Annotated in this window: 24 protein-coding genes and 1 pseudogene; 10 read left to right on the plus strand and 15 right to left on the minus strand. The window is 71.5% G+C overall.

The features are described from left to right. The first annotated feature begins 3 nt into the window (after nt 1-3). Nucleotides 4-1,076 (plus strand): annotated as a pseudogene (locus NZH93_RS08660) (alpha/beta hydrolase). Nucleotides 1,077-1,106: 30 nt separating this feature from the next. Here NZH93_RS08660 and NZH93_RS08665 read toward each other — a convergent pair. The 10 genes from NZH93_RS08665 to NZH93_RS08710 form a co-directional block, all read right to left on the minus strand. After that, nucleotides 1,107-2,687 carry an FAD-dependent monooxygenase gene (locus NZH93_RS08665; RefSeq protein ID WP_259622439.1) on the minus strand — a complete coding sequence of 527 codons (1,581 nt, stop codon included), beginning with the start codon at nt 2,685-2,687 and terminating at the stop codon, nt 1,107-1,109. Then, nucleotides 2,680-3,009 carry a TcmI family type II polyketide cyclase gene (locus NZH93_RS08670; RefSeq protein ID WP_259622440.1) on the minus strand — a complete coding sequence of 110 codons (330 nt, stop codon included), beginning with the start codon at nt 3,007-3,009 and terminating at the stop codon, nt 2,680-2,682. Before NZH93_RS08670 ends, NZH93_RS08665 begins: the two co-directional genes overlap by 8 nt. Beyond that, nucleotides 2,994-3,452, minus strand: a complete 459-nt coding sequence (locus NZH93_RS08675; RefSeq protein ID WP_259622441.1) for an SRPBCC family protein — start codon at nt 3,450-3,452, stop codon at nt 2,994-2,996. The genes NZH93_RS08670 and NZH93_RS08675 overlap by 16 nt, the downstream gene beginning before the upstream one ends. Before the next feature lies 1 nt (nt 3,453). Beyond that, a complete protein-coding gene (locus NZH93_RS08680; RefSeq protein ID WP_259622442.1) occupies nt 3,454-3,696 on the minus strand; it encodes an acyl carrier protein in 243 nt (80 codons plus the stop codon). Nucleotides 3,697-3,698: 2 nt separating this feature from the next. Further along, on the minus strand, nt 3,699-4,937 hold the full coding sequence (locus NZH93_RS08685) for a beta-ketoacyl synthase N-terminal-like domain-containing protein (protein ID WP_259622443.1): 1,239 nt from the start codon (nt 4,935-4,937) through the stop codon (nt 3,699-3,701). Then, on the minus strand, nt 4,934-6,190 hold the full coding sequence (locus NZH93_RS08690) for a beta-ketoacyl-[acyl-carrier-protein] synthase family protein (protein ID WP_259622444.1): 1,257 nt from the start codon (nt 6,188-6,190) through the stop codon (nt 4,934-4,936). The genes NZH93_RS08685 and NZH93_RS08690 overlap by 4 nt, the downstream gene beginning before the upstream one ends. Next, nucleotides 6,187-6,576, minus strand: a complete 390-nt coding sequence (locus NZH93_RS08695; RefSeq protein WP_259622445.1) for a cupin domain-containing protein — start codon at nt 6,574-6,576, stop codon at nt 6,187-6,189. Before NZH93_RS08695 ends, NZH93_RS08690 begins: the two co-directional genes overlap by 4 nt. After that, nucleotides 6,573-7,166: a SchA/CurD-like domain-containing protein gene (locus tag NZH93_RS08700; RefSeq protein WP_259622446.1), complete on the minus strand. Its 594-nt coding sequence runs from the start codon at nt 7,164-7,166 to the stop codon at nt 6,573-6,575. Before NZH93_RS08700 ends, NZH93_RS08695 begins: the two co-directional genes overlap by 4 nt. Further along, entirely contained in the window at nt 7,163-7,555 is a 393-nt protein-coding gene (locus NZH93_RS08705; RefSeq protein ID WP_259622447.1) for an antibiotic biosynthesis monooxygenase family protein, read from the minus strand. The genes NZH93_RS08700 and NZH93_RS08705 overlap by 4 nt, the downstream gene beginning before the upstream one ends. A 168-nt stretch (nt 7,556-7,723) precedes the next feature. Then, a complete protein-coding gene (locus NZH93_RS08710; RefSeq protein WP_259622448.1) occupies nt 7,724-8,005 on the minus strand; it encodes a hypothetical protein in 282 nt (93 codons plus the stop codon). 297 nt (nt 8,006-8,302) lie between these two features. Here NZH93_RS08710 and NZH93_RS08715 point away from each other — a divergent pair, with 297 nt between their 5' ends. Together NZH93_RS08715 and NZH93_RS08720 are read left to right on the plus strand one after the other, a co-directional pair. Then, nucleotides 8,303-9,247 carry a LysR family transcriptional regulator gene (locus tag NZH93_RS08715; protein WP_259622449.1) on the plus strand — a complete coding sequence of 315 codons (945 nt, stop codon included), beginning with the start codon at nt 8,303-8,305 and terminating at the stop codon, nt 9,245-9,247. Nucleotides 9,248-9,274: 27 nt separating this feature from the next. Further along, on the plus strand, nt 9,275-9,988 hold the full coding sequence (locus tag NZH93_RS08720; protein ID WP_259622450.1) for an SDR family oxidoreductase: 714 nt from the start codon (nt 9,275-9,277) through the stop codon (nt 9,986-9,988). A 70-nt stretch (nt 9,989-10,058) separates the two neighbouring features. On the opposite strand, the gene NZH93_RS08725 is transcribed toward NZH93_RS08720, so the two are convergent. Further along, nucleotides 10,059-10,952 (minus strand): endo-beta-N-acetylglucosaminidase H, encoded by an 894-nt coding sequence (locus tag NZH93_RS08725; RefSeq protein ID WP_259622451.1) that lies wholly within the window; start codon nt 10,950-10,952, stop codon nt 10,059-10,061. 158 nt (nt 10,953-11,110) lie between these two features. Here NZH93_RS08725 and NZH93_RS50565 point away from each other — a divergent pair, with 158 nt between their 5' ends. From NZH93_RS50565 to NZH93_RS08740, 3 genes are all read left to right on the plus strand, one after another. Further along, nucleotides 11,111-12,250: a glycosyltransferase gene (locus NZH93_RS50565; RefSeq protein ID WP_259622452.1), complete on the plus strand. Its 1,140-nt coding sequence runs from the start codon at nt 11,111-11,113 to the stop codon at nt 12,248-12,250. 250 nt (nt 12,251-12,500) lie between these two features. Next, nucleotides 12,501-13,334 carry an alpha/beta fold hydrolase gene (locus NZH93_RS08735; RefSeq protein ID WP_259622453.1) on the plus strand — a complete coding sequence of 278 codons (834 nt, stop codon included), beginning with the start codon at nt 12,501-12,503 and terminating at the stop codon, nt 13,332-13,334. Between the two features lie 62 nt (nt 13,335-13,396). Continuing rightward, entirely contained in the window at nt 13,397-14,104 is a 708-nt protein-coding gene (locus tag NZH93_RS08740; RefSeq protein ID WP_259622454.1) for a hypothetical protein, read from the plus strand. 4 nt (nt 14,105-14,108) lie between these two features. Here NZH93_RS08740 and NZH93_RS08745 read toward each other — a convergent pair whose 3' ends face one another. Further along, on the minus strand, nt 14,109-15,299 hold the full coding sequence (locus NZH93_RS08745; RefSeq protein ID WP_259622455.1) for an MFS transporter: 1,191 nt from the start codon (nt 15,297-15,299) through the stop codon (nt 14,109-14,111). 277 nt (nt 15,300-15,576) lie between these two features. Next, complete coding sequence (locus NZH93_RS08750; protein ID WP_259622456.1) at nt 15,577-17,622, minus strand: ATP-binding protein; 2,046 nt, start codon at nt 17,620-17,622, stop codon at nt 15,577-15,579. Between the two features lie 266 nt (nt 17,623-17,888). Here NZH93_RS08750 and NZH93_RS08755 point away from each other — a divergent pair, with 266 nt between their 5' ends. Then, nucleotides 17,889-18,833 carry an NADP-dependent oxidoreductase gene (locus NZH93_RS08755; protein ID WP_259622457.1) on the plus strand — a complete coding sequence of 315 codons (945 nt, stop codon included), beginning with the start codon at nt 17,889-17,891 and terminating at the stop codon, nt 18,831-18,833. A 26-nt stretch (nt 18,834-18,859) separates the two neighbouring features. On the opposite strand, the gene NZH93_RS08760 is transcribed toward NZH93_RS08755, so the two are convergent. Beyond that, complete coding sequence (locus NZH93_RS08760) at nt 18,860-19,342, minus strand: MarR family winged helix-turn-helix transcriptional regulator (RefSeq protein WP_259622458.1); 483 nt, start codon at nt 19,340-19,342, stop codon at nt 18,860-18,862. Between the two features lie 152 nt (nt 19,343-19,494). Between NZH93_RS08760 and NZH93_RS08765 the strand changes: the two genes are divergently transcribed. Beyond that, complete coding sequence (locus tag NZH93_RS08765) at nt 19,495-20,442, plus strand: NmrA/HSCARG family protein (protein ID WP_259622459.1); 948 nt, start codon at nt 19,495-19,497, stop codon at nt 20,440-20,442. Continuing rightward, nucleotides 20,439-21,209 carry an SDR family NAD(P)-dependent oxidoreductase gene (locus NZH93_RS08770; protein WP_259622460.1) on the plus strand — a complete coding sequence of 257 codons (771 nt, stop codon included), beginning with the start codon at nt 20,439-20,441 and terminating at the stop codon, nt 21,207-21,209. The genes NZH93_RS08765 and NZH93_RS08770 overlap by 4 nt, the downstream gene beginning before the upstream one ends. 66 nt (nt 21,210-21,275) lie before the next feature. On the opposite strand, the gene NZH93_RS08775 is transcribed toward NZH93_RS08770, so the two are convergent. Then, nucleotides 21,276-24,410 carry a LamG-like jellyroll fold domain-containing protein gene (locus NZH93_RS08775; RefSeq protein WP_259622461.1) on the minus strand — a complete coding sequence of 1,045 codons (3,135 nt, stop codon included), beginning with the start codon at nt 24,408-24,410 and terminating at the stop codon, nt 21,276-21,278. Between the two features lie 217 nt (nt 24,411-24,627). On the opposite strand from NZH93_RS08775, the gene NZH93_RS08780 reads away from it, so the two are divergent. Beyond that, the gene (locus tag NZH93_RS08780) at nt 24,628-24,855 is read left to right on the plus strand and encodes a hexameric tyrosine-coordinated heme protein (protein WP_259622462.1); all 228 of its coding nucleotides are present in this window, start codon (nt 24,628-24,630) and stop codon (nt 24,853-24,855) included. The last annotated feature ends 48 nt before the right edge of the window (nt 24,856-24,903 follow it).

The following is a 24,903-nucleotide window of genomic DNA, read 5'->3' on the forward strand; positions in this document are numbered from 1 at the left end:
GACATGGCGAACGCGACCCGAGTCCCGCTGTCCGTGCGGGCGCAGGAGGTCGCGGTCGGGCTGCTGAGCCAGTTGCCCGCCGCGGTGCGAGCGCGGATGGCGGGCCCGGAGGTCGTCGTCGACGACGCGCGGCTGGCCGTTGACGCCCGCCTGCTGATCCGGTCCCTGGGCGCCAGGCCATCGGCGCTCGTGGTCGACGGGTCGCCGGAGTTGTCCCGCGCCGCGCTCGACCGCAGCGCGCCTGCCGACGCTCGTCGCGGTCGGTCACGGCATCCGAGGTGCGCCTGCGCGGTGCGCGGGGCCAACTGGACGCGACCCTGTACGCACCGGCGTCCGGTCGTGATCGCCCCGGCGCGCTGGTGTTCTTCCACGGCGGCGGCTGGGTGATCGGCAGCCGGACGGGCTACGACCACGTTGGTCGGTACCTCGCCGAGCGCACCGGCCACCGGGTGCTGTCCGTGGACTACCGGCTCGCGCCCGAGGACCCGTTCCCGGCGGCGGTCGACGACGCGCTCGCGGCGTTCGACGACACGGTCGCGCGCGCTCACGAGTTCGGCGTCGACCCGGACCGGATCGTCGTCGGCGGGGACAGCGCGGGAGGCACCCTCGCCGCCGTGACCGCCCGTCGCGCCGCCGACCGCGCCGACGGCCCGGTCCCGGCGGGGCAGTGGCTGCTGTACCCGGCCACCGACCTGGCGACCCGGCACCCCTCCCGCGACCGGTTCGGGCGGGGGTTCCTGCTGACCGACGAGGACATCGTGTGGTTCCAGGACCACTACGTCCCCTCGGGGGTCGACCGGGCCGATCCGCTCGTGTCGGTGCTCTACGGCGCGGTCGCGGCGACGACCCCGCCCGCCCTCGTGGTCACCGCCGGGTTCGACCCGCTGCGGGACGAGGGCGAGCGGTACGCGGAGAAGCTGCGGGCCGCGGGCGTGCCGGTCGAAGCGGTGCGCGAAGCCGACCTGCCGCACGGTTTCCTGCCGTTCGTCCACCTCGGCCCCCGCTTCGGCGAGGCCGTGGCCGCGAGCGCGGACGCGCTCCGACGGATGCTGGACCAACCGGGGCGGACTCGCTGATCACCCCGTGGCACGGGGTGATCAGCGGGCTCAGCGGAACAGCAGCCGGTCGATCACCGCGCCCAGGGTCGTCGACTGCTCGGGCGGCGCGACCGTGGTCCTGCTGCGCCAGGCGATGAAACCGTCCGGCCGCACCAGGACCACGCCGTCCTCGGCGATCCCGTACGCGTCGAGGAACCGCCCGGCGTCGACGCGGTGGTACTCGATCGGCACGCCCGTCACGCGGGTGATCTCCGCCGCCGCGTCGGACCAGCCGACGCTCGCGGGACCACCCAGCAGCACCGGGTACAGCCCCACGAGGTCCACTGTGGACACGGTGTTCCCGTTGCTCTGCACGACCACGTGCGGTGCGCGGCTTCCCGGCGCGCCGGACGGGTGGTCCGGATCCTCCAGGCGCCCCGGCTCGCTCCCCGACTCCGGGAGGAACGCGCCCTCGGCGTAGGTGTAGCCGAACATCATCATCCGCTGCCGCGCCGCGCTCTCGCGGGGATTACCGGGTTTGCCGTTGACGAGTTCGTAGCGCTCGACGGTCAGGCTCGTGGTCTCCCTCGCCACGGGCAGCCGCTCGGCGTCGTAGGTGTCGAGCAGTCCCGGCCCGGCGAGTCCGCGGTGGCGCAGACCGATCTTCCACGCCAGGTTGAACGCGTCCTGCACCCCTGTCGCCACGCCGAACGTCCCGACCGGCGGCATCGCGTGCGCCGCGTCGCCCGCGATGAGCACGCGCCCGGCGCGCATCCGTTCGGCGACCTGACCGCGGATCTCCCACGGTGAACCGGAAATCCGGTCGACCACGATCGGCACGTCGACGCCGATGGCGGCGAGGAGCAGCTCCACGCACCGCGCCTCGGTGAACTCGGCGGCGTCCTGGTCCGGCCGGAGCGAGATCGCGAACCGCCAGCGCTTGGCGCCGTCGATCGAGGTGAGGAACCCGTGCACGGCCGGGTTGCGCAGGGTCATCGCGACGATCTTGCGGTCCTGGAGCGGTTCGCGGAGGTCGGCCTCGAAGTAGACGTTGACCTTGCGCGCGATCGTCCCCGGCCCGTCGTGCCCGATGCCGAGCATGGCTCGAACCGGGCTGTGCGCGCCGTCCGCGGCGATGAGGTGCTCCGCGACCACGCGGTGCTCGGCGCCGGTGTCGAGGTCTCGCAGGGTCACCCGCACACCGTCGGGCGCGTCGGCCACGGCGACGACCTCGGTGTGGTGGCGCACGTCCGCGCCCGCGGCGACGGCGTGGGCGTGCAGGAGCGGTTCGAGCTGGTTCTGGTCGATGGCCGCCCAACCGGACGGGCTGAGCCCCTCGGTGTCCGGACCGAGGCGGTTCGGCAGCCGCAGCAGCTCCGGTCCGGCCAACGTGGTGGCGTGCGCGACGACGGTGTGGTCGGCCACCGGAGACCGGACGTCGTGGATGGCCCGCTCCAGGCCCGCGGCGCGGTAGAGCTCCATGGTGCGCGGGTTGAGCGCCCTCGCCCTCGGGTCGGTGACGGGCTCGGCGTGCCGCTCGACCACCAGTGCGGGCACGCCGTACCGGGCCAGGAAGACCGCCGCCGACAGACCGGTGACGCCACCGCCCGCGATCAGCACCGGGGTGGTGGTCGGGACGTGGTCAGTCATGTCGCTCCCAGCGGTAGAACTCGTGGGCCATGGCGTCCTGGGGCCCGCGCCAGGTGTCGGGGTCGTAGGGCGAGACGTGGTGGCGCAGTTCGTCACTGATCCGGCGGAACTGCGGGTGGTCGTGGTGCTCGGCGACCGCCCGCCCGATCGGCCGCTCCCCCTCGATCAGGTGCAGGTACAGGCCGCCGAACCGGAACAGGCTGCGACCCCGCACCCCGATCACCGCGGGCAGGTCCGTGTTGTGGTCGGATTCGCCGAACACGTGGGCGATGTCGTCCACGGAGCCGGGGTCCATCCGGGCCACGATCAGAGCGCGGTGCACGCGAACTCCTCCACCTTCCGCTTGATGAGGGCCATCTGCGTCCGGCTGTTGTCGTTGATCCGCCGGGTCATCGCGGCGTCGTCGACCGGCGCCGTCGGTTTCATCGCGAAGTCCTGCACCCAGCGCATCCGCACGCCGCCTTCGACATCCTCGTAGGTCCACCGGATGTCCATCCGCTCGAACGGGCCGGTCTCGACGCGCCGGGCGGTGACCGTGCGGGTCGCGGGATCGGCCACACGCTCGGAGACCCAGCTCCAGACCTGGCCGTTCTCGTCCGGGTGCATGGTGAGCCGGAACAGCACCCGGTCGCCGTCGCGTTCCAGCACCTGCGCCGAGGCGTACTCGCTGAACAGGTCGGGCCAGTTCTCGACGTCGTTCGTGCGCTCCCACACCAGGTCCATCGGCGCGTCGACGACGATCTCGTTCTCCGTGTGCCCGCTCACGTCACACCTTCCCGGTCAGCAGGGACAGCAGCTCGCGCGGCGACTGGTTCGGCGCCACGTCGACCCCGCGGGACATGCCGTGGTTGCGCTGCAACTCCGCCACGACGCCCATCAGGCCGAGGGAGTCCACGCCGAGTTCGTCGAAGCTCTGCTGGGAGAAGCACACCTGGTCGCTGGTGACCGCGACACCTGTGCACCGGTTGATCAACGCCGCCAGGTCGGTCGGGGAAAGAGTGGTGTCCACGGTCAGTTGCCTCCTTCGTTGGGTTCCGGACGTCGCAGGACCACCGCCGAGTTCCCGCCGTACAACCCTCGGGACAGGACCAGCGCGGTGTGGATGGCGCCCTCGCGGGCGGGGCCGGTGACGAGGTCCAGGTCGAACCGGCACTCGTCGACGTTGGGGGTGGGTGGGATCGCGCCGTGGTCCAGGGCGAGGACCGCCGCGACCACGTCGAGTGCCGCGGTGCCCGCGTAGCAGCGGCCGTAGCCGGTTTTCGGCGCTGTGACGGGGATCTGGTCGAGCCTGCCGCCGAACAGCGACCGCAGCGCCTCGAACTCGGCGAGGTCGGCTCGACCGTCGCCCAGCGCGTCGAGGAAGACCACGTCCACCTCCGCCAAGTCGACGCCCGCCTCGGCCACCGCGCTCCGCGCCGCCCGCTCCAGGCCTTCGGCCGACCGGTCGTACCGCTGCGGGCCGGTGAAGGTCGCGCCGTACCCCGCGACGACGGCGCGTGCCCGTGCGCCGCGCTCGCGAGCCGCGTCGGCGTTCTCGACCACCAGCATCGCGCCGCCCTCCCCCGGCGCGAACCCGGCGGCGCGAGAGGTGAAGGGCAGGTACGCGGTGGTCGAGTCGTCGCCGGGGCTGAGCAGTCCGTGCCCCAACTGGCAGCAGATCGCGTACGGGCAGAACGGGGCCTCGGTGCCGCCGACGAGCATGGCCGTGGCACCGCGCCGGAGTTCGGACCGCGCGCCCGCCAAGGCGTCCAACCCGCCCGCCTCGTCGGCGACCAGCACGCCGGACGGGCCGCGCAGGCCGTTGCCGATCGAGATCTGGCCGGTGCAGGCCGCGTAGAACCAGGCGATCGACTGGTACGGGCCGACGTGCTCGGGACCGTTGCGCCACAACCGTTCGATCTCCCGCTGACCGAACTCGACACCACCGGAGTAGCTCGCGGTGATCACGCCGAACCCGAACGGTGGCACGTCGACCGGATCGAGGTCCGCCTCCCGCAACGCCATCTTCGCCGCGGCCAGGGCGAAGTGGGTGAACCGGTCGGTCTGCACCGCGATCGGCCCGTCGACCCACTCGGACTGCTCGAACCCGTGCACCTCGCCGGCGACGACCACCGGGTACGGGTTGGGCTCGAACCGGGTCAACGGCCCCAGCGAACGCCGTCCGTCGCGGATCGCGGGCCAGAACGACTCCACCCCGATCCCGCTCGGCGCCACCACACCGAGCCCGGTGATGACCGCGGCCGGGCTCATGACCGCTCCGGGTGGCTGAGCACGACAGCGGACTGGAACCCGCCGAACCCACTGCCCACCGACAGCACCGTCCGCAGGTCCTCCTCCCGCGCGGTGTGCGGCACGTAGTCCAGGTCGCACTCGGGATCGGGGGTGTCCAGGTTCGCGGTCGGCGGGATGACGCCGTGCGCGAGGGCCAGGACGCACGCGGTCAACTCGATGGCGCCGATGGCACCGAGGGAGTGGCCGATCATGGACTTGATCGAGCTGACCGGCACGGCGTGCGCCCGCTCGCCGAACACCCGCTTGAACGCCGCGGTCTCGTGCCGGTCGTTCTGCCGGGTGCCGGAGCCGTGGGCGTTGATGTAGTCGATGTCGGCGGACGAGACCTCCGCCTGGTCCAGCGCCTGCCGCACGGCCTCGGCCATCTCGACGCCCTCGGTGGTCAACCCGGTCATGTGGTGGGCGTTGCTGCGGGTCGCGAAACCCGTCACCTCGGCCAGCACCAGCGCCCCGCGGCGGCGGGCGTGCTCCCAGTCCTCCAGCACCAGCACGGCGGCGCCCTCCCCGAGCACGAACCCGTCCCGGTCGCGGTCGAACGGTCGCGCGGCGTGCTCGGCGTCGTCGTTGCGCGCCGAGGTCGCGCGGATGGCGTCGAAGCAGGCCACCGTGATCGGCGAGATCGGCGACTCCGCCGCGCCCGCGACCACCACGTCGGCCCGCCCCTCCTCGATCAGGCGGGCGGCGTGGCCCACGGCGTCCAGCCCCGCCGTGCAGCCGGTGGACACCGTGCGCACCGGTCCGCAGGCCCCGACCGCGTCGGCCACCTCCGCGGCCAGCGACGCCGGGGACAGGGCGCGGTGCAGGAACGGCGAGGCGAGGTCCGCGTCGACCAGCCACCGCTCACCGTTGCCGGAGGTGGCCACGTAGTCGTGTTCCAGCAACGTCGTGCCGCCCACCGCGGACCCCATGCACACGCCCACCCGCCAGGGGTCGGCCACCTCGACCTGGGCCTGGTCCCACGCCTCGCGCGCGGCGACCACGGCGAACTGCACGTACCGGTCCATCCGGTCGATCTCGGCCGTGACGAGGCCCGCCTCCCGCGGGTCGAAGTCGCACTCCGCCGCGATCCTGGACCGGAAACCCTGTGCGGGGAAGGAGGTGATCGGCCGGGTGGTGGTGCGCCCGGAGGTCATCAACTCCCAGAACGCCTTCACGCCGAGGCCCCCCGGTGCGATCACCCCGAGGCCGGTCACGGCCACCCGGCGCGTCACAACGAACGCTCCGTGTCCACGTGCCCCAGAGCGGGTCGGGGCGCGAGCGGGCTGAGGTGGAACACCAGCCGCGCGGGGACGGTCCCGGTGTTGCGCACCCGGTGCCGCACCCCGATGGGCACCATGAGCGCCTGGCCCACGCCGATCGAGTGCGGCACGTCGTCGAGGTCCAGTTCCACGTCGCCCTCGACGACGTAGAGGAATTCCTCGGAGTACGGGTGGTAGTGCTCGTTGACCTGCTCACCGGGGAGCACGGTCACCACTCCCAGGAACCCGCTGGTCGCGCCGACGGTTGACGGACCGAGCAGGACCCGGATGTCGCCGCCCCTGGCCAGGTTCGCCTCGACGTCCTCCGGACCGATCGTCCGGTGCAGTTGGCTGGTCATGACACCCGCTCCACGACCCGGTCGGTGACCAGGGTCATCGGGAGTGCCGACCGGACGTGGGCGCTCACCGCGTCCGGTGCGGGCACGGAGCCCTCCACCAGGTGCACGACCAGGTCCCGACGGCGGAACACGGTGACACCGCAGTCGGTGTCCCGTCCTTGCTCGGCGAGCATCCGCGCCACGTCGGGCCCGGCACCGGGCGCGGCCTGGTACAGGACGGCCGTCCTGGCCGCGTGGTGGGCGGGGTCGCCGTGCTGGGCCACCACCCGCATCACCGCGGTGGACAGGAAACGCCGTCGACTGTCCTCATCGGACAGATCACGGTCCTCGACCAGGTGCGGTCGCAGCCGCTCCTCCACCGCCCGGATCTGCGGCTGGCCCGCCAGGTGCCGGATCGCCTCGTGCGGCGGGCAGGTGATGTCGACCACCCGCACCACGGTCGGCCCCGCCATGAACACCGAGGTCCGGTCCAGCAGGGGCCGCGCGGCCTGGGGACGACCTGGCGGCGGACCGCTGTACCCACCGAGGATCTCGGCCACCGCGGCCTCGGCCCCCGCTCGCACCGGGAACGTCAACGCATAGCGGTTCACGAGTCTCCTCCCACCAGTAGCTGGTCGACGTCGGCCCTCTGCCCCGCCACCGTGGCGAGGCGGACGTGGTAGCGCCGCGATTCCCGCGAGGTCACGCACCTCATCAGCGGGGCGGCGAGTTCGCGGTGGTCGGAGCCGGACTCCCACCGCTGGAAGTGCTCGGCGCTCTCCCACTCGCTGGTGATGACCCAGTCCCCGACGTCGGTGGTCGACTGGCACAACTGGTCGCCGAGATACCCGTCCACCCGCGCCACCTGGTGGCGGATCTGCTTGTAGGCGCTCAGGAACCGGTCTTCGGCGCCCTCCCGGACACGTAACCGGAAGATCACCCGCAGCCTGCGTTCACCCCGCTCGGACCCGGTCGCGCGATGATCGTTCGTCAGTGCCAAGACGCCTCCTCGGAACGCACCGGAAATGCCGATCACGTGTCCAGTCAGGGAACGATGGTCGATTCGCGACCCCGCATCCGCAACCGGTGGAGCACTCGATGGGTTTCATTCACCTGAAGGGGGCGTTTCCACGACAGGGATTCGCACCAAAGGGTGATGGGCGACCGGTCAGGACACCGGGTCCGGGTAGGACGCGATGCGGCACGCCTTCTGCGTGACCGCAGCGGGCACACCGCCCTCGGCCAGCATCCGACGGCACGTCCGCACGTCCTCCGCCCTGCCGGTCTTCGCGATCTTGCACGCCTTGATGACCGACTCGGTCGCGGGGAAACCCGATTCCATGACGTGGTCGATGCAGATGCCGGGATCGGCGTGGGCGGGGGCCGCGGCGAACGCCGAGAAGGCCGCCGCGGCCAGCACGGAGCAGGCCAACGCGGACACACGTGACATCACCGGTGATAGCGCACGCAACATCGGGTCGTCCCTTCATCGTCGCGCTCGGCTCGGTGCCGGGCGTAGGCCAAGGTTGTCCGTGCGTTCGGCCAGCGAAACGATTTCGGCCGCGAGTCCTTCTATGGTGTGCTTCTCCACTCGGTCGGGTCGAGTCGATCGCTGCGCTGCGTGCACCACAACGGCTTCCGGACCATCCGACCCACCACAGTGGAGTGTCGGACGTGATCAGCGCGGTCGATCGACTTCGGGGAAGCCCGCGCGGCCGTCCTGGCCGGTGGTGATTTGATAGCGGGCATGGGCGACCTGGACCTCCGACGACTGCGGTACTTCCTCGCGCTGGCCGGGGAGCTGAACTACGGCCGGGCCGCCGAGGCCCTGCACATCGCGCAGCCCGCGCTGAGCCGCTCGATCGCCACCCTGGAACAGGAACTCGGCGTCCCGCTGTTCGAGCGCTCGCGGTCGGGGACGCGCTTGGCGCCCGCCGGTGAACTCCTGCAAGAGGAAGCGCGGGAGTTGTTGCGGGCCGCCGCGGCGTTGCAGCGGCGCGTGCGCCTCCACGAGCGCGGCACCCGCAGGCTGAGCATCGGGTTCACCCCCGGCCTGATCGTCACGCCGGTGGTCCGCCACCTGCGGGAGAAGTGGCCGGAACTCCAGGTGGACCTGGTCCGCACGTCGTGGACCGACCAGGTCGACTCCCTGCGCGACGGCCGGATCGACGCGAGCTTCGCCCACCGGCCGTTCGACGACGACGGCCTGGCCGTGACGGACCTGTTCACCGAGCCCCGGCTCGTCGCCCTCCCGAGCGACCACGACCTGGCGGGCTCCGCCCGGCTCCTCCTCGCCGACCTCGCGGGCGAGGTCCTGCTGCAACCGACCGCCGCCGTACCCGAGTGGCCCGGCGCGACGACACCCCCGGTGGCACCCGCGAACGACGGGGACGAGACGTCCGCGTACTCGCCGTCGGTCGAGGTGAAGCTGGAACTCGTGGCCGCCGGACGCGGGATCGTGATCATGCCCGCGTCGACGACCCGCTACTACCACCGGCCGGACATCGCCTACGTCCCCGTGTCCGACCTGCCGGACACGGGGGTCTCGCTCGTGGTCGAGGCGCGGCGCCGCTCGGACCAACTCCGCGAACTGGTGGAGATCGCCCGGACCACCTTCGCCGCTGATGCCGGTCCGGCATCACCTGAGAACGAACCGGTCTTGGACCGCGGCACGACCGCACGCGCACGCTGAGGGACGTCCCCAGCGGAAGGAAGTCCCTTGTCCCCCACGTCCACCACCCGCGTCGTCGTCCTCGGTGGCACCAGCGGCATCGGCCTGGCCGTCGCCCACCTCGCGGCCGGTACCGGCGCGCGGGTCGTCGTCGGGTCGCGCACCGCCGAACGCGCGAGCGGCGGGCTGCCGTCCGGTGTCACCGCCAGGCCGGTCGACGTCACGTCCCCCGAGTCGCTCCGGGAGTTCTTCGACCACGTGGGCGAGTTCGACCACCTCGTCTACACGGCGGGCGACGACCTGGTCCGGGTCGCGGTCGCCGACTACGACCCGGACCAGGCCCGGCGGTTCTTCGACGTCCGCCTGTTCCACGCGCTGGACGGCGTGCGCGCGGCGCTGCCCACCCTGAGCCCCTCCGGCTCGATCACGCTGACCAGCGGCGCCGCCGCGTACCACGGCGGTCCAGGTCGCCTGCTCGGCGCCGCGGTGTCCGGCGCGATCATCTCCGCGGCGCGCTCGCTCGCGATCGAACTGGCACCGGTCCGCGTCAACGTGGTGGCGCCCGGCCTGGTGCGCACGCCGCTGTGGTCGGCCATGGCGGAGGACGACCGGCGGAAGATGTTCGAGTGGGCGGGGAAGGAGACCCTGCTGGGCCGGATCGCGGACCCCGACGACGTCGCGAAGGCCTACCTCCACCTGATGGACCAGGCCCACACGACGGGAACGGTGTCGTTGGTCGACGGAGGGTCCCGCCTGGCCTGACCGCGTCGACGGCCGGTGGTGGCACCGGGATCCGGGCAGGGAAAGTGTCGGATCCCGGTGCCACCGGCCGCTATCCGGTGTAGCGGGCGTCCGTGCCGTACAGCTCCCTGGTGAACGAGGAGATGTAGCTGGCAACGTTGGAAGCGCCGAGGTTGTAGGTCAGGTAGACGCCGTAGCCCTCGCTCACCGTTCGCCTCGCGAGGCTCGCGGCGGTGCTGGTGGGCGTCGAGCTGATCTGGACGGCCGCGGGCGAGAGCCTGGACTTGGGGAGGGCGATGGCGGGCACGCCCCACGTGCCGTAGTAGGGGTTCCAGGCGTAGTCGAACTTCGACGTGATGTCGACGCCCCCGTACGACAGGCGGGACGCCGCCGGGCCGATGTTGTACAGCGTGATGAGCTTGTTCGGCATCGCCGCGCGCAGCGCCGTGACCAGGTAGACGAACGAGCTGGCGTTCGGCTGGCCGGTGCCGTTCTTGCCGTACTCCGAGTACTCGTCGTCGAAGTCGATGCCGTCCAGGCCGTACCTGGTCACGGTGTCCGCCAGTTGCCTCGCGAACGCCTCGGCCGACTGCTTCGTCGGGAAGTTGGCGAACCCGGCGCCCTCGTGGTTGCCCAGGATCGACAGCGTGACCTTGATCCCCTTGGCCTGCAACGGGCGGACCTCGGTGGCCACGTTGTCCAGCACGCGCTGCACGTTCGGGTTGAAGTACAGGTAGGCCGACTTCGTCGTGACGTTGTAGTTGATGTTGGCGGCGAAGATGACGCCGATGTCGAAAACGTTCCCGCTGCCGTTGGCCAGCGCGTACTTGCCCACGTTCAGCATGCTGTTGTTGTTCACCTCGACGTACGCCACGGAGACCGGCCCGGTCTTCGCGAGCGCGCTCGCCGCCGTCGCCGTGGTCCCGCTGGTCATCAGCACGGCCGCCGCTACGAGCGCTCCTATTCGACGAACTCCGAACACCATCGATCAACTCCCGTCGACTGGGGTTGGCAGGGTCATCACGATCAGCGAACCAGCAGCGAAGTCCGACCGTCCACGTGTCCCGACACGTCTGTCCGGTGAGTTGTCCGTTCACCCCGGAGCGCCGTCGACCGGGGTGTGGCAGTCTGCGCGGTGTGCGCGTGGCCGTAGTCGCAGGTGCCGATCCCGGCCATGTCTTCCCGGCCATCGCGTTGTGCCTGAGGTTCGTCAAGGCGGGCGACGACCCGACCCTGTTCATCTCCGACCGCTGGGTCGACGCCGCCGCGGGCGCGGGAATCACGACGATCAGCCTGGCGGGCATGGCGCCCGGCCGGGAGCTGGACCTCGGTCGCGCGCTGTACGGACGGGCCGCCGTGCTGGCGCGGTCGCTCGCGCCGGAACTGGCGGCGTTGGCGCCGGACCTGGTGGTGTGCGACGTCCTCGCGCAGGGCGGTGTCATGGCCGCGGAACTGCTCGGGGTGCCGTGGGCGAAGCTGTCACCGCACCCGCTGTACGAGCCGTCGAGGGGCCTGCCGCCGCTCGGCAGCGGGCTCGCCGTCGGGGTCGGCGCGTCGGGCAGGCTGCGCGACGTAACGCTGCGGGCGGCCACCGCCAGGTCGATCCGCCAGGGGGACCGGCAGCGGGCCCGTGCGCGCCGGAGCATCGGGCTGAAGGCGCGTGACCGCGGGCCCGTGGCTCGGTTGATCGCGACGCTGCCCGCGCTGGAGGTGCCGCGCCCGGACTGGCCGGACAACGCGCGCGTGGTCGGACCGCTGCTGTGGGAACCGACCCGGCGGAGGCTGACCCCGCCGCCGGGTGACGCCCCGCTGGTGGTGGTCGCCCCGTCGACGGCGTCGTCGGGCGCGGTCGGCATGGCCGAGCTGGCGCTCACCGCGTTGCGCGGCACGGGAACGCGGGCGGTGGTGTCGACGTTCGGCGACGAGCCGGACGGTCTGCCGCCGTGGGCGCGGGCCGGTCTGGGCAGGCAGGACGAGATGCTCCGCGAGGCGTCGGTCGCGGTGTGCGGCGGCGGGCACGGCCTGCTCGTCAAGGCGTTGCTGGCCGGGGTGCCGGTCGTGGTGGTGCCCGGCGGCGGCGACCAGTGGGAGCTGGCGAACCGGGTGGCCCGCCAGGGCAGCGGGGTGGTCGTGCGCCCGTCCACGGCGGACGCCCTGCGCGCGGCGGTGGTGCGGGTGCTGGGCGATCCGCGTTTCGCGGCCGCCGCGACGACGGCCGCGGCGACCGCATCCGACGTCCACGACCCGGTCCAGGTGTGCCGCGCCGCGCTCGCCGGTCGCTGAACGCCCCACAGGAACCGTTACGCACAGCGATTACCGATGCGGACCGTCGGCGCGCGCGTCATGTCTCGACGGCCGAACCTGACCGCTTCAGCAACCCCGCACGACCAGCACGTCTCACTGGTGGTAGTTTTTTTGCTACCATGCGCACACGGGACAACGCGGGCACCACTTCCTGCCCATCACCGAGCCTGCCGCCCACCAGCGGACCGACGTCACCGACAGTGACCTCACGCGGGGCAGGCGGGGAGGCGTGACCACCGGCATCGCCGCGCGCGAGCAGGTCCACCGCCTGACCGTCGCGGGCTACGACTTCGCGTGCCGCGTGCGCACCGCCTCACGGCCTTCGCCGAGCACGCCGATCGTCCTGCTCGGCGGCGCCCTGATGGACATGCACGACTGGGGCCAGGTCGAGGCGCGCCTCCCCGCCGACGCCACGGTCCTCACCTTCGACCTGCCGGGCTTCGGCAGCGCGTCGCGGCTCGACGACGTCACCGCCACCGGCTACGAGATCCAGGCCGAGGCCGTGCTCGTGGCACTGGACCACCTGGGCATCGGCCGGGTCGATCTGCTGGGCTACTGCTACGGCGCCGGACTGGCCTGCCTGCTGGCGGACCGCCACGCCGACCGGGTCGCGCGGGTAGCACTGTCCAACGTGTGCGAGGAACTCCCGCCGGAAACGCTGGAACTGCTGACCCTGGCGGTGGACTTGGTGGAACAGGGCCGCATCGCCCACCTGTGCGAGGTGATCTGCGAGCGCACCCTGGGCCCGCGCGACCGGCGGGCCCTCGCCGAGGCGATCACCCCCGGAGTCCAGGACGCGCTCCGGCTGCCGCACACCGCCGCGACGCTGCGCCGAGGCCTCAACGCGCACTCCGCCGTGATGCGGAACGCCCGCCGGATCACCGCCCCGCTGCTGGTGGTCTGCGGGCAGCACGACGTGTTCACGCCCGCGCGAGCCGGGCTGGACCTCGCCGCGGGCCACGGGACGGCGCGGGCCGTGGTGCTCGACACCGGTCACACGCCGCTGCTCGAAGACCCCGAGGCCTTCGTCGCCCACGTCATGGGTCATTTCACCTCGCCCTGACACGAAGCAGTCGCCCGCGGGTCCGGGAACCGCCCTCACCCGATGACAGGAAGTCGATGCACATGGCAACACCAGTCGGTTCCCCGCACGCCACGGCCACCGATCACGTGGACCTCGTCGCGCGGCCGAGCCGTGACCGCGCGGAGGTCGTCGACATCCTCACCGCCGCGTTCGCCGACGACCCGGTCTACACCTGGGCGATCCCCCGCACCCTGACCGACCGCGAGCGCTTCCTGCGCGCCTACCTGCGTGCCGAGGTGGACCTGGCGCTGGACCACGGTGGCACCGCCGCGGTGTCCGCGGACCGCACCGGTGCCACCGTGTGGTACTCCCCCGACACCGCGCCGGGACCTGAGGCGTGCCAACGGTTCCGCGACCGGGTCACCGCGACCACCGGCCCGGCCAACGAGCGCTGCCTGCACCTGGCCCGGATCCAGCCCGCCGACCCCGCCACGCTGCCGCGCCACGTCTACAGCGCTTTCACCGGCGTCCTCCCCCAGGCACAGGGCAAGGGGACCAGCATCGGCCTGGCGCTGGCCGTGATCACCTCCTGCCTCGACCACGGCGCGGGCATGTTCGCGGTCGCCACCTCCGCCCGCAACGCGGCGCTGTGGAACCGGTACGGCGCCTACCAGTGCGCCGACACCATCCCGCTCCCCGACGACCGGACCGGCCTCATCCCGATCCTCATCGACCCGGACAGGATCGAGGACACCCTCACCCAACTGCACGACTTCGCCGCGCAACGGGATCGGCGCGCACGGACGTGACCCGTCACCGTCCCGGTGCCCGGTGCGGAGAAGCGTGCACCCACCAGGCGAGCGGGAGCGCGACCAGCACCACCGCCTGGATCGCGAGCAACGACGCGACGATGCCCCAGCGGTCCGCCACCAGACCGGCGCCCAGTGCGATGAGCGCGTAGAGCACGCTGCCGAGCAGCGACGCGAGCGATCCCATCGTCGCGCGTTCCCGGTCGGTGAACTCGCGCTGCAACAACGTCTGCTGGGCGATCGTCGACACGCCGTAGGCCGGTGACCCGAGCAGCACGGGCGAGAACACCGTGGGTTTGACCAGTGCCACGAAGTTCACCACGTTGTCGAACAGCTCACCGAACAGCAGGGTCCGGGCCGCTCCCACCCGGCCGATCACCCGACCGCTGACGCGGAAGCCGACGAAGGCCACGCCGTGGCCGAAGGTGCGCCACAGTCCCAGCGCCCAGAGCGACCACAGCCCCGCCACGAAAACGGGCGACAACTGGGCCGCGCTCTCGCCGCCGTGGCGAAGCGCCGACACCAGGGTCATCCGGCGCAGCACCGGATTGCGGCGGATGCCGCGCAGCGCCGATCCGAGGTGCACCAGCACGGTCGACTCCAGCGGGCCGTGCACCCGCGGTTCCCGCACCCGCAACGCGACGAGCACGCACAACACCTGCGGCACGACCGACAGCACGACCACCGCACGCAGCGACCACGCGCCGGCGACCACGCCACCCAGGGGCGCCGCCAGTGCGAGCGCGATCTGGAACATCGAGTTCACCCGGCCCGAGTGCCGGGGGAACTCCTCCTCCCGACCGGCTTCGAGCAGCGTGTCGTAGAGCAGGGACTCGTTGTTGCCGCTCCACAGCGAGGTGGCCAACCCCTCCAGCACGACAGCCGCCAGGAGCAGGCCGTAACCCGGAGCGCAGGCGTACCCGAGGTGAGCGGCCACCATGACGACGGCACCGGCGATCATCGTGCCGCGTCGGCCGAGGCGGTCGGAGACCACCCCGGTCGGGACTTCGAATGCCGCCGAGGACAGCATCTTCGCCGCCAGGAGGCTGGTCGCGGCGGTGAAGGAACCGGTGACCTGCGCGAAGTAGATGACCATGATCGGCCCGTACAGGCGGAAGTCGCCGAAGAAGTTGAACCAGCTCAGCAGGCGGACGTTCCGGTCGACGGCGCGACCGGTGGAATGACGAGCGGACACAGCAGAACTCCCGGAGGGCGAACGAAGACGCCGAAGAGCGCCAAGGGCCGGTGATGACGTGTCACCTCGCCCCCGGCGACCGGGATGTGCGCTGACTTCACTGCTGCGCGCGCGGCACTACCGGCCCGCGACCGCGGTCACCTGGGGCGAGCGGAAGCCCCGGTCATCGTGGTGGCCATCAGTTCTCCTCGATTCCCCAGCCGGACGGAATTCCGCGACTCTAGCGACCGGACGACCTCCGTGTCCGCTGGATTCACGGGCACGACGGACAGCCGCCTCACCCCGTGCCGGGTGCCGTGGACCTGTGGCGCAGCAGGTGTTCGACGAGTCGGTCCCTGGCCAGGGCGAGGTGGCGCCGGTACGTGCCGTAGGGCACTCCCAGCCGTCGGGCGGTCGCCTTGTGGGTGCGGGAAGCCGAGAGGTACGTCGCGGTCAGCACCTCGTGCGCCTTCACGCCCGCCGGATCGACCCGCATCGCGTCCAGGGCGGCCGTGAAGGTGGCGCGCAGGTCGGTCACGGGGTCGGTCGACTTCCGCGGCACGAGGCGTGAGCGCAGCAGGACGTTGGTCGCGAACTCGCGCGGAGTGCGCCACGTGCGCAGCGCCTCGACCACGCCCTCCTCGAACGCGACGCGCGACAAGCCGTCGGCGCGGTCGTCGGCCGGGCTGGACGGGGTTCCCGGCCATCCCGCAACGGGTTCGGCCAGTGCGCGGGCCCGGTGTTCCACCCACTCCTCCACCGGTTGCCGCCGCCAGTCCCTGCCGAAGACGTGCTGCTCCCGGCCGCCCACGTCCACCGTCACGACCTCGATCAGCCCGGCTTCGGCGAGGTACCGCCGCCACCGCTCGGCGTCCTCGAAGACGGTGAACGTGACCGCGCGCCCGCGGGTCCTCATCTCGGCCGCGATGGTGCGCCTGCTGATGAGGTCCATGAGGGGTGAGGGCCGCTGGTGCCTGCCGGGCTGCACGGCGAAGCGGCGGATGCCCAGGTGCTCGCCGCGCCCCAGCGGGGCGACCGCCTGCACGAAGTCCCACAGCGCCGCGATCAGCGGGTCCTCGGCCCGGTCCTCGGGCAGTGGCGCCTCCAGCCGCAGGATGGCCATGAACGCGACGGGCGTCGAGCGGCCCGAGTACCGGTAGACGCGGAAACCCTGCGGCTGGCGGCGAACCCAGTGCGCGACGGCCTGCGCGGACCCCTGCCCCTCCGCTTCCTCCGCCATGCGCAGGACGTCGGGCACGTCGTCCGGGCGCAAGGGGGTGTCCTCGACGTGGGGGTGCGCCCGCCAGTCGTACAGGTCGTCCACAGCGCTTTGGTCGCGGAACAGGAACATCCACTCCGCGACCCGCAGCAGCGCGTCGTCCTCCGAGGCGCCGCGAACGGCGTGCAGGCACGCGATCGAGATCCCCACGCGCACGTCCTCGTACCGCTCGGGGTCCCGCCAGCGCAGGTCGGCCGCGAGCGTGGTCCGCACCGCGTCGTGCGGGTGCAATCCTTCCGGGGTGGCCTCGATGTACGGGAGCTGGCGCAGCCAGGGGAACACCGTCGCGGTGTCCTCGTCACCGAGCACCGCGCGCAGCAACGACTCCCGCGTGACGTAGGCCTGCGCGACGACTTCGAGGGCACGTCGGTGAGCCGTGCTCGGCAGTTCACCCACCAGCCGTTCGACCAGGGTGGTCAGCACGTTGCCCGTCGGAGTCCACAGCGGACTCGCGCCCAACGTCTCGGCGGGCACGGAGGCGGCGAGCGAGAGCACGAGCGGGCTGCCCCCGGCGAAGGCGACGATGGCGCCACGCCGCTCGGCCGCGACACCGCGAGCAGCGAGCAGGGCGTCGGACTGCGTGACGTCGAGCGGTCGCACGGCGAGGTCGGCGAAGAGCCCCGCCCAGCCGGGGTCCACCGACCAGTCGGCTTCGGGGGCGGCCCTGCTCGCGAGGACGACGAGCGCCCCTTCGGCGAGCCGGAGCAGGAAGGTGTCGCGCAGCCACGGTTCGAGCGGCTGGCAGTGCTCGAAGGAGTCGATGAGGAGCACCGCGCCGGGCGCGGCGCACGCGGGCGCGGCGGTTTCCTCGATGCGGCGCGGATCCGCGTCGAGGAAGCGCGCGTCGATGTGCACGACGAGACGGCCTGCGGCCTCCGCCTGGCGGGCGGCGTAGCGCAGCAGCGAGGACTTGCCGATGCCGCCGGGACCGTGGAGGTACGCGACGAGCGGGGCGTTCGCCTCCCCCGTGAGCATCCGGTCGAGCACCGCCCGCTCCGACTCCCTGCCCACCAGCGCACCGGCCCGCGCCGCGGCCAGTCTGCTCGCCAGTCCCGTCGCACCCACTCCGCGCTCCTGTCGTCGGGTCCGTGTTCCGTGGAGTGGACGAACGTTAAGCCATCCGGATGATCCGGCGCGGGCAGGGCTGGGCACGGGTGAGCACCGCGGGACGTGGAGACCGGACAGCGGTGGGACGCAAGATCCGGGGGCACGAGGACGGCCCCGCCTCCGGTGACGGACACCACTTACTTCGAATTCTAAGCAAGTGGTAGCTTAACCCTCAGATGCTTCGAACTCGAAGCAAGCCCCACTCGAACGAAGGCAGGCCCCCGATGAAGGCAGTGCGTTTCCACGGTTTCGGCGACCCCGACGTCCTCCACTACGAAGACGTCGACATCCCCGCACCAGGCGCTGGACAGGTCCGCCTCCGCGTCGCCGCGACCTCGTTCAACCCCATCGACGCCGGCGTCCGCGCAGGCAACATGCAAGGCCCCATGCCGGTGGCACTGCCCCACACGCCCGGCCGCGATGTCGCCGGCACGGTCGACGCGCTCGGCGAGGGCGTTGACGGCCTGACGGTCGGTGACCAGGTCATCGGGTTCCTGCCGATGACCGACGACGGAGCCGCAGCCGAGTACATCCTGGTACCAGCCGACATCCTGACCCCGGCACCGACCAGCATCCCGCTCCCGGACGCCGCCGCACTCCCAGTGGTCGGCCTGACCGCGTGGCAGGCGCTCTTCGACCACGGCGGCTTGGCTGCCGGGCAGCGCGTGCTGATCAACGGCGCGGGCGGAGCGGTCGGCGGCTACGCCATCCAACTGGCCAGGTGGGCCGGAGCGCACGTGACCGCGACCGCCAGCCCGCGCACCGGCGAGCGCGCCAAGACCTACGGCGCCGACGAGATCGTCGACCACACCACCACCGCGCTGTCCACCGCCGTGACCGAACCGGTCGACGTCGTGCTCAACCTCGCCCCAGTCGCCCCCGAACAACTGGCCGCACTGACCACCCTCGTCCGCCCCGGCGGGGTCGTCGTCAACACCACGGTGTGGATGCCCGCACCCACCGACGAAGACCGCGGCGTACGCGGCATCAACCTCTTCGTCCGCAGCGACGCCGAACAGCTCTCCCGACTCGTGAAGCTGGTCGACAGCGGCGACCTGCACGTCGACATCGCCCAGCGGGTACCCCTGGCCGACCTGCCCGCACTCCACGCACAAGCCGCCACAGGCCCGCTACCGGGCAAAGTCGTCGTCCTCGTGCCCGGCGCCTAACGTCCTGCTCAAGTCGATCCGAACGGTCACGCGCGATCGGGCTTGGCGACCGCGGCCGACAGGTTGACCTCGACCGCGGCGAGCGCGTCCATCAGCGGGTTCAGCGTGGTCGAGGGCAGGTCGCCGACGGTCGAGGCCTCCAGGTCGTGCCACATCCGTTCGATCGCCGCCCGCATGGCGTCGCCAGCGGACGTGGAGGACACCAGGGTGGCCCGGCCGTCGGCGGGATCGGGTGCCCGCTCGACCAGGCCCGCCTTCTCCAGGCGCTGCACCATCCTGGTGATGGTCGCCGAGTCGGAGTCGAGCACGGCGATCAGTTCGGTCTGGCGCACCGGGCCGGAGTCCCACAGGTGCATGAGGAGCAGTTCCTGACCGCGGTGCAGGCCCAGGTCGCGCAGCAGGTGACCGGCCAGCATCCGGTGCAGCCGGACCACCCGGAACAGCGCATGGCTCACGGGCCCGCGCAGCGCCGCGTTCGGGAGCTTCCTCGTACCTCGTTCTCGGGACACGGGTCAATGCTCCCCGTCCATCCCGGACGGCCGCACGAGGCGCCCCAGCACCGTGGTCCAGCTCACAATCCCCCTCGGAATTCTCCGCCAACTTACCTGTTTAACTAGGCAAGTCGCCGCACAGGCGCGTCGACACCGCAGAGGGAGTTCTCGTGAGCGACAAGAAGATCATCGCGGTGCTGGGTTCGACAGGCGCTCAGGGCGGAGGCCTGGTCAGGGCCATCCTGGACGACCCCGACGGCCCGTTCACCGCGCGGGCCATCACCCGCGACGCGGGCACGGCGAAGGCCCGCGCGCTGGCCGAACGCGGCGCCGAGGTGGTGGAGGCGAGCCTGGAGGACGAGGACTCGCTGCGCCGGGCGTTCGAGGGCGCCCACGGCGTCTACGTGGTGACCAACTTCTGGGAGTCCTTCTCCGCGGACGTCGAACTGGCGCAGGCCGCGACGGCCGCGCGCGCCGTCAAGGCGGCCGGTGTCGCCCACGTCGTCTGGTCGACGCTGGAGGACACGCGCGACGTGATCCCGGTGTCCGACCCGCGGGTGCCGGTCCTGCAAGAGCGCTACACGGTCCCCCACTTCGACGCCAAGGCCGAGGCGGACGCGTTCTTCCGCGATTCCGGCGTCCCGACGACCTACCTGCGGACCACGTTCTACTGGGAGGGGTTCACCCAGGGCTCCGGGCCGACGCGGGGCGAGGACGGGCGGCTCGTGCTGACGCTGCCGATGGGCGAGGCCAGGCTGGCGGGTGTCGCGGCGGAGGACATCGGTCGCACCGCCTACGGCATCTTCGCCGCGGGCCAGGAGTACGTGGGCAAGACCGTGAGCATCGCGGGTGACCACCTGACCGGCGAGCAGTACGCCGCCGCGTTCGCCGACGCGCTGGGCGAGCCGGTCGACTACCGACCCCTCACCCACGACCAGCTCCGCTCGCTGGGAGTGCCCGCGGGCGAGGAACTCGGCAACATGTTCCAGTTCTACGTCGAGGGCGAGCAGGACTTCGTGGGCGCACGTGACCTGGACCGGGTCCGCGCCCTCAACCCGCGCTTGCAGTCCTTCCGCGGCTGGCTGGACGAGCACGTCGAGGCGGTCAAACCCGCATGACCAGCGTCGACAGTCGACAGGCGGAGAACCTCTACCTCACCGGACGGACGGCGCTGATCACCGGCGGATCGCGCGGGATCGGCGCGGCCGTCGCCCGCCGACTCGCGCACCACGGCGGCTCCGTCGCCATCACCTACTCCACGTCGTCCACCGCGGCCGACGAGGTGGTCGCCGACATCGTCGGCCGCGGTGGGCGCGCCCTCGCGCTCCAGGCGGACAACGCCGACCCCCAGCAGGTCCGGACGGCCGTGGCGCGCGTCGTCGAGGAGTTCGGCGGACTGGACGTCCTGGTCAACAACGCGGGTATCGGCGTGTTCGCCGCCACCGGGCAACTGGACCTGGACGACTTCGACCGCGTGGTCGCGGTCAACGTGCGCGGCACGTTCGTCACGGTGCAGGCCGCGCTGCCGCACCTGGGGCCGGGGTCCCGGATCATCACGACCGGCAGCGTGTTCGCCGACCGCAACCCGTTCCCGGAGATGGCGGTCTACGCCATGACCAAGGCGGCGCTCGCCGGGCTGAGCCGCGGACTGGCGAGGGAACTCGCGCCGAGGGACATCACGGTCAACATTGTCCAGCCGGGCGCGGTGGACACCGAGACCAACCCCGCCGACGGCCAGGCGTCGCGGACGATGCTGCCCGCGACACCGGTCGGCCGCTACGGGACGGCCGAGGAGATCGCGGGTCTCGTCGCCTACCTGGCGAGCCCGGAGGCCGCGTTCCTCACGGGTGCGACGATCAACGCCGACGGCGGCTTCTCCACCTGACCGAAAGCCGGTGCCCGGACGACTCGTCCGGACACCGGCTTTCGGTTCGGGTGGACCTGGAGTCGTCTACTCCGGCTGCGCCACCTCCGCGTCGGTCAGCGCACGGCCGACCACCTCGACGTCGTCGATCGCGCCCTGCCAGAAGTCGACGTTGCGGCCCTCGTACTTGGCCCGGCCGACCGTGAACGCGCCGGTGCTGACGAGCGCCGGTCCGGCAGGCGCGGTCGCGACCTTCACCCCGTCGACGTAGAGCCTGATCTCGTTGCCCGCGCGGACACCGGTCAACTCGTACCAGCGGCCTACCTCCGGCACGACCTCGAACCGCGCCCGGTTGCCGCCGGGCGTGCTGAACAGGAACCCGCCCTGCCCGTACTGCAAGTAGAACGGGTTCTCCCGCTCCCGGCCGTCCTGGCTCACCGCGGTCTGGTAGTTGTCGGGCACCGCGTCCAGCCGCACCCTCGCCGACACCGTGTAGTCACCGGTGGTGTCGACGACCGGGCCGTAGGTGTCCGCGGACCCGCCGGAGAACCGCACCGCGCCGTCCTCGAACACGGCGCCGGTGGGGGTGAGCGTCAGCGGGTTCTTGCCGCCACTGGAGTCCTTCGCCGTGACTCCCCTGCGCTCGTCGAGGTTCCACTCGCCGCGCCCGGCGTACGGGTAGGGCTTGCCCGCGTTGGCCCCGGCCTCGATCACCCGCCGGTTGATCTCACGGACGGGACCTGGATCGACCTTGATGCGCTTGCGGTCGTAGGTCCACAGGCCGTTCAGCTCGCCCTCCAGGTCGGTGACCTGCGTGTAGATCGACGCGGACAACTCCTGGTGGGCCTGGCCGAGGTAGAACGTGCGGGTGTTGTCGACGTACTTCGCCGTCAGCGCCGCCTTGTTCGCCGTGCCGCTGTAGATCGCGATCGGGTTGCCCGGCCACTGGTGGCCCGGCGTGCGCAGGGTGAAACCGCCGTGCTCACCGTCCATCACGACGCGCTTGCCGTCCGGACGGGCCGGGTCGGTGTTGTTGTAGTCGTGGTGGTCGATGACGTCGCCCCTGCCCGAGTCGCCCTTGGAGTCGCAGCAGTTCACCCCGCTGTGGGCGCTGACGATCCGGCTGGGGTCGGCGGCCTTGACGTCGTCGGCGATCTGCCCGGTGGCGGTGCGGTCCCACTCGCCCCAGCCCTCGTTGAACACGATCCAGGCGTAGATGGACGGGTGGTTCTGCATCTGCCGCATCATCTCGCGGCTCTCGGTGAGGAAAGCCTGCTGCGCCACGGGGTTGCTGCCGTTCTCGACGGACACGAAGTCCTGCCACACCAGCAGTCCCAGCCGGTCCGCGTGGTAGTACCAGCGGGCGGGCTCGATCTTGATGTGCTTGCGGACCGCGTTGAACCCGAGGTCCTTCTGCGCCTTGAGGTCGAACACCAGCGCGTCGTCGCTGGGCGCGGTGTTCAGGCCGTCCGGGTAGAAGCCCTGGTCCAGTTGCATCAGGTTGAAGATCGGCTGACCGTTGAGGGTGAGCTTCGGCGTGCCGCCGACGTTCGCGATGCCGGTGGAGCGCATGCCGAAGTAGCTCTTGACCCGGTCCCCGCCCAGCCTGACCTCCAACTGGTACAGGTACGGGTCGTCCGGCGTCCACAGGTGCGGGTTCGGCACCGGCAGCACCAGGGGCGAGTTCGCCGGTCCGGTGACCGTGCCGACCTGCCTGCCGCGCGCGTCCTTGGCGACCGCCGTGACGGTGGCGTTCCCGGCGGACTTGGCGGTGATGGCCAGCGTGCTCGTGGTGAGGTCCGGGGTGGTCTTGATCTCGTCGATCCCCTGGTCCGCCACGGGTTCCATCCACACCGTCTGCCAGATGCCCGACGACGGCGTGTAGAAGATGCCACTGGGGTTGCGCGACTGCTTGCCCTTGGGCTGGTACGGGCCGGTGGTGTCGGTGACCGCGACGACGATCTCCTGCTCGTTGCCCCGCTTGAGCGCGTCGGTGATGTCCGCGCTGAACGCCGTGTAGCCACCGGAGTGCTCGGCGACGAGCTTGCCGTTCACCCACACCTTGGCCTCGTGGTCGACCGCGCCGAAGTTGAGCTTGAGGCGCTGCCCGTCACCGACGCGCCAGTCGCGCGGGACGGAAACCGTGCGGCGGTAGAACATGTGGTCCTCGTGCCGCTCCAGCCCGGAGAGCTGCGACTCGATCGGGAACGGCACGATCACCTTCTCCGGCAGCTTCGCGCCGAACGTCGGCTGCTGGCCCGCCTTGGCGGCGGAGAACTCCCACGGCCCGTTGAGGTTGACCCACTTCTCGCGCTCCAACTGCGGCCTCGGGTACTCCGGCAGCGGGTTGCGCGTGTCGACCTTCTCGCCCCACGGCGTCCTGAGGCGTTCGACCGAGGTGTTCGTGACGGTGCGCGCGGTCTTCGCGACCTTCTTGCCGTCCACGGCCAACGCGCCCGCGCCGTCGTAGTAGATCCTGATCCGCTGGCTCTTCAGCACCTCCTCGGCCAACCGGACCGTGACCCGGCCGCGGTTCGCGGTGATCCGCGAGATCGGCATCGGCGTCGCGTCGACCTCGATCCGCAGGTGGTCCTTCAAGTCGCCGGTGCCCGAGACGCGGCCGTCGAAGTCCGCGGTGAGGGTGCGACCGTTCTCGGAAACGCTCGCCGTGCGCGGCACGACGTCGAAGTCCGACGGTGGTGTGAACGCGGACAGCGGCACGATCTGCTTCGGGGTGTTCGCGCTGGACCAGCGCAGGAACATGTTGGCGCCGCCGGTGTCCTGGAACATCTCCAGCTTGAAGTCGTACTGGCGTCCCGCGGTCAGCGTGACCGGCGCGCTGGTCTGCTCCCTGTCCCAGTCCGGGACCCAGTGGTCGATGACGGGTTGGCCGTCGATCAGCACGCGGAACCCGTTGTCACCGATGGCGTGGAACGTGTAGTCGCCGGTCTGCGGCACCGCGATCTGCCCGGTCCAGCGGGCGGTCGTGTGCTCGGTGCGCCCCGCGAGGAACCCGAACACCGACGTCAGGTCCGAGTGGTTGACCTCCCAGTCGAGCGTGGTGCCCGCGAGGGTCGCGAAGTCGCGCGCGCCCGGCGCGGACATGCTGAAGTACTCGCCTTTCAAGCCGTGCACGACCTCGGCGGCTCCCGCGGGTGGTGTACCGGGCGCGACGCCCAGCGCCAGCAGCAGGGCGACGAGTACGGGGGCGACTCTCCTCATCGGTGAGATTCCCTTCGAGTCTACAACGTTGTAAAAACCCTCCTCCCCATCAACGCACGTCGATCGGACTCCTATCTACTGCCGAATGGAGCATCGTCGTCGATCGCGAACGTCCACCGGGCCGATGGCACACCCCGCGCCGGCGTCACGCTTGACGCGAATCACTTCGTGCACTAATAATTCGTGGACAAATGAACTCGACCGAGGAGACCTCGCCATGACGACCACGGAACGCCTCTCACTCGTGACCCCCACCGTCGAGGAGGGCCGCGACCTCGCCATCAAGCTGGCCCGGAGCACCGTCAAGGCGACGCAGCCCGACGCCGAGGTGCGGGCCAGGCTGCGGCCCGTCTACGCCGAGGACCCGCTGGCGCTGGTCGCCATCGCCCACGTGGTCGCCGCGGAGTTCGCTACGATCGCGGCGGCCAACGACTACTGGCGCTAGGACCTCCCATCGCACACCGCCTGCACGACCAGCCCTGCTTCGACCTGT

Source organism: Umezawaea endophytica, assembly GCF_025061645.1.
Taxonomy (GTDB): Bacteria; Actinomycetota; Actinomycetes; order Mycobacteriales; family Pseudonocardiaceae; genus Umezawaea; species Umezawaea endophytica.